The sequence below is a fragment of the Mycobacterium sp. ITM-2016-00316 genome, assembly GCF_002968335.2.
GTDB lineage: Bacteria > Actinomycetota > Actinomycetes > Mycobacteriales > Mycobacteriaceae > Mycobacterium.
The window spans coordinates 5,404,320-5,416,616 of sequence record NZ_CP134398.1 but is presented as its reverse complement, the minus strand read 5'-3'; the positions used below and the strand labels follow the sequence as shown (position 1 = coordinate 5,416,616).

The following is a 12,297-nucleotide window of genomic DNA, read 5'->3' as shown; positions in this document are numbered from 1 at the left end:
CCGGGCGGGGGTGGACTACGTGTCGTCGCCGTGCCCGCCACGCTCCGGGATGGGGGGTTGCGGGATGACGGGGTAGTCGCCCGTGTAGCCGATCCGTTGTTGGGCCATCGTCATCACCTTGCCGCGGACGACGTACCAACCACCCACCAGCATCGGGCCGATCACCAGGATGGCGATGAGGTTCCAATAGTTCTCGTAGCACATCAGCACCGTCACCGCGGCGAGGAACACCAGCGTCGCGTAGCTGGTGTACGGCGTGCCGGGTAGCCGGAACTTCGGACGTTGCAGGATGCCCTTCTGCTCCCAGCGCCAGAGCTGAAGCTGGCAGGCGACGATCATGGCCCAGGTGGCGATGATGCCCAGCGCCGAGAGATCGAGCGCAATGTTGAACGCCTCTTCCGGAACGAAGAGGTTCAGGATCACGCCGAGCAGGGTGAGCGCGCCTGTCAGCGCGATACCGCCGAATGGCACACCGTTGCGGTTCATCTTTCCGGTGAATGCCGGCGCGCTGCCGTTCATGGCCATCGACCGCAGGATGCGACCGGTGGAGTAGAGACCGGCGTTGAGGCTGGACATGGCGGCGGTGAGCACCACCAGATTCATGATGCCGCCCGCCGCGGGGACGCCGATCTTGGAGAAGAACGTGACGAACGGGCTCTCGCCGGCCCGGTAGGTGGTGTACGGCAGCAACAGCGCGAGCAGTATCAGCGATCCGACGTAGAACACGGCGATGCGCACGATCACCGAGTTGATGGCGCGCGGCATGACCTTGGCCGGTTCGGCCGTCTCGCCGGCGGCGATGCCGACGAGTTCCACTGCCGCATAAGCGAAGATGACACCGGAGGTGACGATCACCAGGGAGAACATGCCGGTGGGCAGTAGTCCGCCGTTGTCGCTGATGACACTGAAACCGGTTGATGCGCCTTCGATCTCGAATCTGCCGGCGAGGAACACGATGCCCACGACCAGGAACGTCACCAGTGCGGCGACCTTGATGATGGATGCCCAGAATTCCATCTCACCGAACAGTTTCACCGAGATGATGTTCATGGTCATCACGATGGCCAGCGCGACCAGGGCGATCAGCCATTGCGGAATGGCCTCGAACATCCCCCAGAAATGCACGTAGAGCGCCACCGCGGTGACGTCGACGATGGCGGTCGCCGCCCAGTTGAAGAAGTACAGCCAGCCGGTGACGTAAGCCGTTTTCTCGCCGAAGAATTCGCGCGCATAGGAGACGAAGGAGCCCGAGGACGGCCGGTGCAGCACGAGTTCGCCGAGCGCCCGCATGATGAAGAACACGAACACACCGCAGAACGCGTACACCAGGAACAAGCCGGGTCCGGCGTCGTGCAGTCGACTACCTGCACCCATGAACAGGCCGGTGCCGATCGCTCCGCCGATGGCGATCATCTGGATCTGCCGTGGCTTGAGCGACTTGTGGTAGCCCTCGTCTTCGTGTGTCAGTGCCGAATTGTCGTATGTTGATGCGTCGGTCGACATAACCGCCCCCGATGAATGTGCGCAGTGTCCAAGCACGCTCACCGTTGGGCGCGCACCATGGCTCTGGCCCGAGAGTATTCCTGGTTGACCAGACGCGATACTTGAGCGTGTAAACATTGCGCTAACAGAAATGGTGCGTCAAGGTCAGCCAACGGCTTTGTCCGGCAGGGTCATTCGACGAAAGTAAGTGGCAGCTACTGTCAGTTTCTGTCCCATGGCCATCGGTGGCCGGCGGAGCGGGCCGGTGGCACCGGAACGCCGCGCAGCAGACGCGACACGATGTCGACGAGCTCTGTACACGAGACATAGCGCGCTGCAGGATCTTTCGCCAGAGCCTTCGCGAATATCGAGTCGATGCCACTGGGAAGCCAACGGCGCCGCCTGCTCAGTGCGGGCGTCGGATCGTGCAGATGTGCGTAGGTGATCGCGAACGGTGTGCTGCGGGGATACGGCGGAAGCGCGGTGATCCACTCGACCATGGTGCAGGCCAGCCCGTAGAGATCTGTTGCGGGCGTCAATTGTTGGCCCTGAAGCAGTTCGGGTGCCGCGTAGGCGATGGAACCACGGACACGGCCGTTGCGTGCCAGCGGCGAGACATCGTCTATCAACTGGGCGATGCCGAAATCGTTGAGGAACGCGTTTTCGTGACCGATGTCGAGCAAGATGTTGGCGGGCTTGATATCTCGGTGCAGGACATCCATCGAGTGGGCATAGTCCACAGCATCGGCGATCTGGCCCGACGCTCGCAGGATCGCTGCGATGTCCGGTTCCTGGCCGGTCTTCGGAATCAGGACCGAGGATTCCGGGCCGTCGATGTACTGCATCGTCATCCACAGCGCCGGGCTGTCACCTTGCTCGTACATGGCCACGATGTGTGGATGATCCAGCATGGCGGCGATGGTGAATTCGCGCGCGAACCGCTCCCGCGTCCGGGGGTGGCCCGCCGGATCCGTGTGCAAGACCTTCAACGCCACCGCATCGGTGCTTCCGGTGTGATGCACGCGGTAGACATCGGCGCTTGCGCCACTGCCCAGCAGGGCGTCGATGGTGTAGTCGGAGATGACATCACCGGGTTCTAACACAGGGAAAGAGTAGTCAGCAGTCGTCGATGGTGCAGGACGGCGGGTCGCGCGTCTTCATCAGATCTTTATCGGACGTCGAACCGACCCATACTCGGCTGATTGATCCTGAGGGGGCGGCGAATTCGTGCCGCGCTGATACGTGTGGTCACCGAGTGTGCCCAGGAGGGATGTGCGATGCAGCGTCATCGATATGGATACGGGGTCGCGGCGCTCGCTGCGTCGGCTCTGTTCGTGAGCGCGTGTTCGGGCACGGCGGACACCGGCGAGGTGTCGTCGGTCACCACGTCGATGTCGACATCAGCCAGTGCTTCGGCCGACGCCGGCACGCACAACGACGCCGACGTGGCATTTGCGCAGGGCATGATCCCGCACCACGAGCAGGCGATCGAGATGAGCGACATGCTCCTCGGGAAGCAGGGAGTGGATCCTGCGGTGGTCTCACTGGCCGACACGATCAAGGGCGCTCAGGCGCCCGAGATCGAGACGATGCAGGGCTGGCTGCAACAGTGGGGCGTCCCGGCTGCACCGGCGACGAGCGGCGCCGACATGCCCGGCCACAACATGCCCGGTCATGACATGTCGGGCGAGGGCGGCATGGGCGATATGCCGGGTATGGGTGGCGGTGGTCACGGCATGATGTCCGACGCCGACATGGCGGCGCTGCAGAATGCGCAGGGCGCGGACGCCGGGCGGTTGTTCCTGGAGCAGATGATCGAGCACCACGAGGGCGCGATCGTCATGGCCCAGCAGGAGATCGACAACGGGCAGTTCCCGGCGGCGGTCGACATGGCGCGCAGCATCGTGTCGTCGCAGCAAGCGGAGATCGAGGAGATGCGGACCCTGCTCGCCGAGTAGGACGCCCGGCGGCTCAGCGGGCCGCGGCGGATATGGGCAAGTGGACCGTGAAGGTCGCGCCGGTTCCGGGTCCTGCGCTGGACACGGAGATGGTTCCGCCGTGCGCTTCGACGAGGGCTTTGGCAATGGCGAGGCCGAGGCCGGCCCCTCCGCGTTCACGGTCGCGGGCGGCATCCGCGCGGTAGAACCGTTCGAAGATCTTGGGCTGGTGTTCGGCGGCGATGCCTTCGCCGTTGTCGGCGACGGCGATCGTCACGCTGTCGCCGACACGGGCGCAACTCAGCTGGACCGAGCCTCCGGGCGGTGTGTGGAGCAGGGCGTTGTCGAGAAGGTTGGCGAGCACTTGGGCAAGTCGTTGCTCATCGGCCCAGAGGGCCGGAAGCGCGTGGTGCTGGCTGAGGCCGACACCCACCCCCTTGCTGTCGTAGCGAGCTTGGGCGGCGGCGATGCAGCGACGGGCGACAGCGCCGGCGTCGATCATGCTGTGTGTCAAAGAGAATGAGCTCTCCTCGGCTTTGGCGAGTGCGGCCACATCGTCGGAGAAGCGCACCAACCTTCTGGTCTGGTCGCGCAACATGGCCGCGGTCTCGGGCGTCAGGGTGCGTACCCCGTCTTCGAGTGCCTCCATGTAGGCCTCCAGTACGGCCACGGGGGTCCGGATTTCGTGTGCGAGGTCGCCGAACAACCGTTGTCGCGTCGAGTCGACGGTCTGCAGGCGGGACGCCATCTTGTTGAAGGCAATGGCGAGTGCGTCGAAGTCGTCGCCGAGGCGCGGTGGCGCGACACGGGTGTCGTACCTGCCCTTGGTCACCGCCCTGGCTGCCGAGGCGACCTCGGTGATCGAGCGCTGCAGACGCCGGCTGACGTAGAAGCTGACGGCCAAGGCGACCAGCGCCGACACTGCCACGGCGACCCCGATCGAGATGACTGTGGCGTAGCCATAGGCCTCTTCGGCGTGGACTTCCTCGGCGGAATCTGCCGGCACCCCGGCTCGGTGCAGGTGCTCGCGGAACAGCGGCGGGCCGACGATGGCGGCCACGGCGGTGGTGGTCAGAGCGCCGGTGATCACCACGATGGCTTGAGCGGCCAGCAGTCGCAGTCCGATGCCCGGACGGTGAGACCGGATTCGTTCGGGCGATCTGAGCTGCGGGTCTGCGGTCATTGTCCGGAGCCCATGCGGTATCCGACCCCGCGTACCGTGGTGATGTATCGCGGCTGGGCGGCATCGTCGCCGAGCTTGCGTCGGAGGTGTCCGATGTGGACGTCGACGAGGTGCTCGTTGCCCACCCATGGGCCGTCCCGCACGATCTTCGAGCAGTTGACGGCGACTGAGGACTACGCCGGGGCGTCCCGACAAGACTTCGAGGATGTCGAACTCCGTGCGGGTCAACAGGATCGGCTCGCCGTCGACGCGCACCTCGCGGGCCGCCACATCGATGTTCAGCGGCCCGAACTGGCGAGGTGGCACCTGCTGGGATTCGGAGGCGGCAGACGTGGCGTGCAGCAGGCGTGGGCGACGCAGCATGGCTCGGATGCGCGCGACGAGCTCGCGTGGGCTGAAGGGTTTGGTGATGTAGTCGTCGGCCCCGACGGTGAGGCCGAGGACGGTGTCGATCTCGGCGTCGCGGGCGGTGAGCATCACGACGTAGGCGTCGGAGAAGGTACGCAGCTGGCGGCACACTTCCAGGCCGTCGATGCCCGGCAGGCCGAGGTCGAGGATGACGACGTCGGGATCCAATTCGCGCGCCACGGCGATGGCATCGATGCCGTTGTCGGCAACGATCGCCTCGAACTGCTCGCGTCGCAGGTAGCTGGCCACCACCTCGGCCAGCGGTACCTCATCGTCGACGACGAGGGCCCGGTACCCCTTCGCGTGTTCCATGGTGTTCATCGTGCCTGCCGGAGGCGTGATCGTGGGCGGATCGTCACGCAGGCTCAACTTTCGATGATGCGTACGGCATGCGGGGTCATGCCCGCCATGCGCACCGGTGACACCTTGACGGGCACGCCCGTCTGCTGTGCCTCGATCATCCGGCCCCCGCCGAGGTAGATGGCTTCGTGTTGTCCGCCGCCGGGCCCCCAGAACAGCAGATCGCCGCGTTTGGCTTCGGACAGCGGAACTTTGCGCCCGGCCCCGTATTGGTCGCCGGAGTAGCGCGGCAGCAGCACCCCCACGCCGGCGAAAGCGAATCGGGTGAGCCCGGAGCAGTCGAATCCGACAGTTCCGGCGCCCTGATTGACTCCGCGGCTGGGGCCGTCGAGAGTGCCTCCGCCCCAGGAGTAGGGCACGCCGAGCTGAGTGCCTGCTCGGCGGATGACGTGCTCTATGGCCTGTGCGCCATACAGTCGGCTGCTGCGGATACTCGTCGCCGGGCTCGACGGGAAACCGAGGATCCCCAGGCCACTCAAGAAACGGCGACCCATGTTGACAGCGGTCTGCGTTGCCGCGGCGCTCGCCTGCAACGACGCATTGGCCATGGCGACGGGGTCACCGGGCGCGCCGGCGCTGACCACCTTGGGTAGCAGCGGATCCCAGTGTCCACCGGTGTGTTCCGCTGTTGCGGACGGCGCGTACAGGAGCGCCCCCACCGTGGCGGCTGCGCAGATTGCCATGAGACGCCGTCGATGGCTGCAGGCAGTTGTCGGCTCTGGACGTGAACGTCGAATACCGAATCTCACATCGTTCTCCCTCGCGCCACTGCGGCTCTCACGGATTCAATGGTGTGACAACAAAGTACGTACTGAGTACGTAGATCACACTAGTTCACATCGGCCACATTGGAAACAGCGGTGCCGAATTCCCGCAATGAGATTCGTTGCAACAGAACCAATGTGAAGGTACGTCGCGCCGGGCCTGTCGGTGGTGGACCCTGTGCTTCCGCTATTTCTTCGATGAAGATTCCGTAAAGCTGACGGTTGCCCGGTATCCGGGGTATATGTTGGCAGGCATACCCGGTAGGGGTATACGTGGAGAGGGAATCTGCGGATCTCGGCGGGGTCATCATCGACCCGCTGGTCGACGAAGAGCAGGACGGATATGACACACCAGCACCAGCACCAGGGTCACGGCGGCCACGGAGATCACGTCGCCCAGTTTCGGAAACTGTTCTGGATCAACCTGATCATCGCCATACCGGTCGTGGTGTTCTCGGCCATGTTCGCCATGCTCGTCGGCTACGACATACCGGATTTCCGCCTCGCACCGTGGATTGCGCCCCTGCTGGGCACGGTGATGTACACCGTTGGTGGACGTCCCTTCCTCACCGGCGCCGTCAGTGAGATCCGTTCCCGCAAACCGGGAATGATGTTGCTGATCGGACTGGCCATCACCGTTGCGTTCCTCGCGTCCTGGGGTGCAAGCCTGGGTCTGCTGCACCATGAGCTCGAATTCTGGTGGGAACTGGCGCTCCTCATCGTCATCATGCTGCTGGGCCACTGGGTGGAGATGCGCTCGCTGGCCCAGACGACATCGGCACTGGACTCGTTGGCCGCTCTCCTGCCCGACGAAGCGGAAAAAGTCGACGGCGACAGCACCGTGACGGTGTCCCCGGCAGATCTGCGCGTCGGTGATCTGGTGGTGATCCGCCCCGGCGGAAGTGTTCCCGCCGACGGCACGATCGTCGACGGACGCGCCGACATGGACGAGTCGATGGTCACCGGTGAATCCCGACCCGTGGCCCGGGGAATCGGAGAGTCGGTGACCGCAGGCACCGTCGCCACCGATTCCGGTCTGCGCGTGAAGATCACCGCGACCGGGGACGATACCGCGCTGGCCGGTATCCAGCGCCTGGTCACCGAGGCGCAGAACTCCACATCGCGAGCTCAACGCCTCGCCGACCGCGCCGCCGGATGGCTGTTCTGGTTCGCGCTCGCCGCCGCCGGCGCCACCGCACTGGTCTGGGCCATCGCCGGGGATCCGGATGCCTCCGTCGTACGCGCGATCACCGTCCTGGTCATCGCCTGCCCCCACGCCCTGGGCCTGGCCATTCCGCTGGTCGTCTCCATCGCCACCGAGCGCGCCGCACGCGGCGGCGTTCTGATCAAAGATCGGCTCGCGCTGGAGGGCATGCGCACCGTGGATGCGGTGCTTTTCGACAAGACCGGCACCCTGACCAAAGGCGAACCCACCGTGACCGCCATCGAGACCGTCGGCGACCTCGATGCGGCAACCATGCTCGCGCTGGCCGCCGCGGCTGAGGCCGACAGCGAACACCCGCTGGCCAAGGCGATCGTGAGGGCGGCCGATGACCGCGGGCTCGACGTCCCCCGCGCCACCGGCTTCTCCTCGTCTCCGGCCGTGGGGGTCACCGCAACCATCGACGGCCGCGAAGTGCGGGTGGGCGGCCCGCGCCTGCTCGAAGAACTCGACCAACGCGAAGTCCAGGCCGCCGCACGATGGCGGGAGAACGGTGCCATCATCCTGCACGTGGTGCGTGACGGCGCCGTCATCGGTGGTGTGAGTCTGGCCGACGAAGTCCGTCACGAATCCCGCGAGGCCGTCGACGCCTTGCACAAGCTCGGCGTGGAAGTCGTCATGATCACCGGTGACGCGCAGGCCGTTGCCGACACCGTCGGGCACGAACTCGGCATCGACCGTGTCTTTGCCGGCGTCCGGCCCGAAGACAAAGCCTCCAAAGTGTCTGCACTGCAACGTGAAGGCAAGAAGGTCGCCATGGTCGGCGACGGCGTCAATGACGCCCCCGCGCTGGCCCAGGCCGATGTCGGCATCGCGATCGGAGCGGGCACCGATGTCGCGATCGCTTCAGCGGGCGTCATCCTGGCCAGTTCGGATCCGCGCTCGGTGCTGTCGGTGATCGAACTGTCCCGCGCCAGTTACCGCAAGATGAAACAGAACCTGTGGTGGGGCGCCGGTTACAACCTGGTCTCCGTGCCGCTGGCCGCCGGGATTCTGGCGCCCGTCGGCTTCGTGCTGCCGATGTCGGTCGGCGCAATCCTGATGTCGCTGTCCACCATCGTCGTCGCGCTCAACGCGCAAGTGTTGCGGCGTCTCGACCTCCGACCGGAGGTCAGCGCGAAAGCAGTACTGGACCGCTGAGCACGCCACCCAGACGGGTCATTCGTGATGGTCGTGATCGCCGTGGCCGTCGAGCGGCTGAGCCGGTACGGCGGCGGCATCGACGGGGGGAGGTGCCGCCGGCGCCTGGACCGGCTTGACGTTCAGCGGGACAACCGGATCCCGGTCGTGCCCGGCATGGCCGTCTGCATGATCGATCTCCGCACCGTGATGGCCATGTTGTTGCCCGGAGGCCACGCCGACCGTCGATGCCAACGTGACGACACCGACCGCACCGATGAGGACCGCGGCGCTGGAGAACGCCGAAATCGGCGCCCCGCGCAGCCCGCGGTACCAGATCCAGGAAGCGCCCATGACGACGTAGATCTGCAGCAACAGCGCACACAGATCGGCGGCCTGCACCACTTCCGGTTCGCCCGCGTGCGGACCGAACGGGGCACCCGAGGTCCGGGTCACCACCCACAGCGCCACCGCACCCACATTGAGGGCGATCCCGGCTGCCAGCACCGCCGTCGTGGTCCTGACCAGGACGACTCGCGCCCAGCTCAACTGCAGGAGCGCCAGCGACACAAAGAACAACCCGGACAGCGCCCATTCCCGCCAATGTGCCGGAGCGACGCCGAAGTGGACGAGCGCAGCGCCGAAGGAGGCGAGCGCGGCACAACGAGCAGCCAGCCTGCTGTCTGACCTCGGCGCCGCCTTGATTGCCACCGTCCGATGATGACAGCGCCGCCCGGGGATGGGCTTGGGCGACATCACATCTCAACCCGACCGAGATTCTTCCGTCACCGTGCCGGTCGGCGCCCGGTCTAGACCCGAGTCGACACCGCGGCGGCGATGCGGTCCAGAGCCTCCGAAACGACCCGGTAGTAGGCCCACTTGCCGCGTTGTTCGCGACTGACCAGGCCGACATCGACCAGCATTCTCATGTGGTGCGAGACCGTGGGCTGGCTCAATCCCAGCGGTCCGGTGAGATCGCAGATGCAGGCTTCGCCGCCTTCGGAGGCGGCGATGAGGGACACCAGCTTGACCCGCGCCGGATCGCCGAGCGCCTTGAACACCGACGCAAGACGTTCGGCGGCAGCGGAATCCAAGGCGCCACCGGTCAGCGGCGAGCAGCAGGCCGTCACATCGCCGACGGTCACGGAAGTGGTCACGACGTCCATGATGACACACATATTGACAAACATCGATACATCGACCACGATCGATTCATCGAAGGCTGTCGATGAGAGGATCGAACCATGTCAGAGCTGCCCGTTGTCGTCATCGGTGCCGGACCGTTGGGTTTGGCAGCCGCCGCACACCTGCTGGAGCGCGGTCTGACGCCCCTGGTGCTGGAAGCCGGCGCCGGGCCGGGGTCGGCGGTCGAACAGTGGGCGCACGTGCGCACCTTCTCGCCCTGGCCCGAACTCATCGATCCGGCCGCATTGCGGCTGTTGGAGCCGACCGGCTGGGTGGCTCCAGAATCCGGGTTCCCCACCGGCAGGGAGTGGATCGACGCGTACCTGGCGCCGTTGGCCGATGTGTTGGGTGACCGTGTGCGGTTCGGGACGAAGGTGCAGGCGGTGTCACGGCTGGGCCGGGACCGGCTGGTCAGTCCGGGCCGGGCCGAGACGCCGTTCGTCGTGCATGTCCGCGATGCGGCAGGCGAATCCCGGGTGCAGGCGCGGGCGGTCATCGATGCCTCGGGCACCTGGGGTCAGCCCAATCCTGCAGGCGCCGACGGTGTCCCCGCTATCGGTGAGCGCGAAGCGGCGGCGGCCGGCGTACTGAGCTACATCCCGCCGACGGTGGCGCAGTCCGCGGCGCTGGCGGGTCGGCATGTCGTGGTGATCGGCAGCGGGCACTCGGCGATGACCGCGGTCATCCAGCTCGGCGAGGTGGTGCGCAAGGACCCGTCGACCTCGGTGACGTGGGTTCTGCGCAGGGGAGTCAGCGATGACACCTTCGGCGGTGGCGCCGCCGATGAGCTCCCGCAGCGTGGCGCCCTGGGCGTGCGGTCCAAGGAAGCAGTTGAGGCAGGCCGCGTTTCGCTGCTCACCGGGTTCCGTAGCGAACGCGTCGACTTGGCGGACGGACGCGCGGTCGTGACCGCGGAGGACGGCCGGGCACTGGCGCCGGCCGATCACGTGGTGGTGCTGACCGGGTTCCGGCCGGATCTGTCGTTCCTGTCCGAGATGCGCATCGAGCTCGACCCGATTCTGCAGGCGCCGGTCATGTTGGCGCCCTCGATCGATCCGAACATGCATTCCTGTGGCAGTGTCTTGCCCCATGGCGCAGCCGAATTGGCCCACCCCGAGCCGGATCTGTACATCGTGGGCATGAAGTCCTACGGCCGGGCGCCGACGTTCCTCGCGATGACCGGCTACGAGCAGGTCCGCAGCATCGCCGCCGAACTGGCCGGCGACCATGAGGCCGCCGGCCGAGTCGAGCTCACCCTGCCCGATACCGGGGTGTGCAACGGCGCAGGACTGTTCGACAGCCCCGAGGGGGAGAACGCCGGGGTGGGTGCTGTGGGCCTGCACCGTCATCCCCGCAGCCGTTGTCGTTGTCGCTCGACCCTGTGGGCGGATGACGGGGACGCTGCGCTGGGTGCTGCTGACCCTCTGCGTCACCGAGATCACCAGTTGGGGCGTGCTGTACTACGCCTTCACCGTGCTGTCCGAACAGATCAGCGCCGACACCGGCTGGTCGGCGCCCGCTGTGACCGCGGCGTTCTCCGCGGGCCTGGTCACCGCCGCGTTGGTCGGAATCCCGGTCGGCGGGCTGCTGGACCGGGTCGGTCCTCGCTGGATCATGACGGCCGGTTCGGTGCTGGGCTGTGTTTCGGTGCTGGCGGTGGTGGCCGCGCCGAACTACGGATGGTTCGTCGCGGCCTGGGTGCTGGCCGGGGTGGCGATGAGCGCGGTGTTCTATGCGCCCGCGTTCGCCGCCCTGACCCGGTACTTCGGCACCCGCGCGGTGCGCGCGCTGACCGTGTTGACGCTGGTCGCCGGGTTCGCCAGCACCGTCTTCGCGCCGCTGACTGCCGCCCTCGCGGCGCAGATGAGTTGGCGCCAGACCTATCTCGTTCTGGCTGCGGTGCTGGCGGCGATCACGGTTCCCGCGCACTTCTTCGGGCTGCGCCGCCCATGGCCGTCGATGACGACCGCGCATGAGGCGGAGACGCCCACCCGCACCGCCCGTAGCCTGCCGTTCCTCGCGTTGGTGGCGGCATTCGCGCTCGCCGGTCTCGCGTCCTACGCGGTGATCGCCAATCTGGTGCCGTTGATGAGCCAGCGCGGCATCAGCACCGGCGCCGCGGCGCTCGCACTCGGTCTCGGTGGTGCCGGGCAGGTACTCGGCCGGCTCGGCTATCACACCCTGGTGCGCCGTGTCGGGGTGGTACCCCGGACGGTGATCATCATGGCCGGTGTCGCCGCCACCACCGTGCTGCTGGGAGCCTTCAGCAGCTACGGGGCACTGCTGGTCGTGGCCATCGGTGCCGGTGTCATGCGGGGCATCATGACGCTTCTACAAGCCACCGCCGTCACCGAACGTTGGGGCCCAACCCATTACGGGCATCTCAGCGGCATTTTGAACGCACCGGTGATGATCGCCACCGCGGTCGGTCCGTTTGTCGGCGCGGCGCTGGCCAGCGTCCTGGGCGGATACGCCGCGATGTTCATCGCCCTGGGCGCGATCGCGGCCGCCGGGGCGCTGCTGGCGATGGCCACCTCGGTGCGGGCGGGGGACCCGGCGGCCGGCCCGGCAGCGCATCTTCGGTGACAGTTCAGATGCCCCGCGCATTGTGCAGCCGGTCCTCCCCGGACGATGAGT

9 protein-coding genes and 2 pseudogenes are annotated in these 12,297 nt (G+C 66.5%); 4 read left to right on the top strand and 7 right to left on the bottom strand.

The annotated features are described in order from the left end of the window. Positions 1-15: 15 nt before the first annotated feature. Entirely contained in the window at positions 16-1,503 is a 1,488-nt protein-coding gene (locus C6A86_RS26240) for an amino acid permease (protein WP_105364813.1), read from the bottom strand. Positions 1,504-1,703: 200 nt separating this feature from the next. After that, on the bottom strand, positions 1,704-2,585 hold the full coding sequence (locus tag C6A86_RS26235; RefSeq protein ID WP_105364814.1) for a serine/threonine-protein kinase: 882 nt from the start codon (positions 2,583-2,585) through the stop codon (positions 1,704-1,706). 174 nt (positions 2,586-2,759) lie between these two features. Here C6A86_RS26235 and C6A86_RS26230 point away from each other — a divergent pair, with 174 nt between their 5' ends. After that, a complete protein-coding gene (locus C6A86_RS26230) occupies positions 2,760-3,440 on the top strand; it encodes a DUF305 domain-containing protein (RefSeq protein ID WP_105364825.1) in 681 nt (226 codons plus the stop codon). Between the two features lie 13 nt (positions 3,441-3,453). Here the strand turns inward: C6A86_RS26230 and C6A86_RS26225 are convergent, their stop codons facing one another. The 3 genes and pseudogenes from C6A86_RS26225 to ripB form a co-directional block, all read right to left on the bottom strand. After that, positions 3,454-4,602, bottom strand: coding sequence for a cell wall metabolism sensor histidine kinase WalK (locus tag C6A86_RS26225; protein WP_105364815.1), 1,149 nt, complete (start codon positions 4,600-4,602; stop codon positions 3,454-3,456). Continuing rightward, a pseudogene (locus C6A86_RS26220) lies at positions 4,599-5,331 on the bottom strand (response regulator). The gene C6A86_RS26225 and the pseudogene C6A86_RS26220 overlap by 4 nt, the downstream one beginning before the upstream one ends. Positions 5,332-5,375: 44 nt before the next feature. Continuing rightward, positions 5,376-6,053: an NlpC/P60 family peptidoglycan endopeptidase RipB gene (gene ripB / locus C6A86_RS26215; protein WP_105364817.1), complete on the bottom strand. Its 678-nt coding sequence runs from the start codon at positions 6,051-6,053 to the stop codon at positions 5,376-5,378. Positions 6,054-6,477: 424 nt separating this feature from the next. Between ripB and C6A86_RS26210 the strand changes: the two genes are divergently transcribed. Beyond that, the gene (locus C6A86_RS26210; RefSeq protein WP_105364818.1) at positions 6,478-8,496 is read left to right on the top strand and encodes a heavy metal translocating P-type ATPase; all 2,019 of its coding nucleotides are present in this window, start codon (positions 6,478-6,480) and stop codon (positions 8,494-8,496) included. Between the two features lie 18 nt (positions 8,497-8,514). Here C6A86_RS26210 and C6A86_RS26205 read toward each other — a convergent pair whose 3' ends face one another. Further along, a complete protein-coding gene (locus C6A86_RS26205; protein WP_396834308.1) occupies positions 8,515-9,186 on the bottom strand; it encodes a hypothetical protein in 672 nt (223 codons plus the stop codon). 98 nt (positions 9,187-9,284) lie between these two features. Continuing rightward, positions 9,285-9,641: a helix-turn-helix transcriptional regulator gene (locus C6A86_RS26200; RefSeq protein WP_105364827.1), complete on the bottom strand. Its 357-nt coding sequence runs from the start codon at positions 9,639-9,641 to the stop codon at positions 9,285-9,287. 78 nt (positions 9,642-9,719) lie between these two features. On the opposite strand from C6A86_RS26200, the pseudogene C6A86_RS26195 reads away from it, so the two are divergent. Together C6A86_RS26195 and C6A86_RS26190 are read left to right on the top strand one after the other, a co-directional pair. Beyond that, positions 9,720-11,053: pseudogene (locus C6A86_RS26195) on the top strand (NAD(P)-binding domain-containing protein). Continuing rightward, on the top strand, positions 11,050-12,246 hold the full coding sequence (locus C6A86_RS26190; protein ID WP_105364820.1) for an MFS transporter: 1,197 nt from the start codon (positions 11,050-11,052) through the stop codon (positions 12,244-12,246). The pseudogene C6A86_RS26195 and the gene C6A86_RS26190 overlap by 4 nt, the downstream one beginning before the upstream one ends. Positions 12,247-12,297 lie beyond the last annotated feature (51 nt).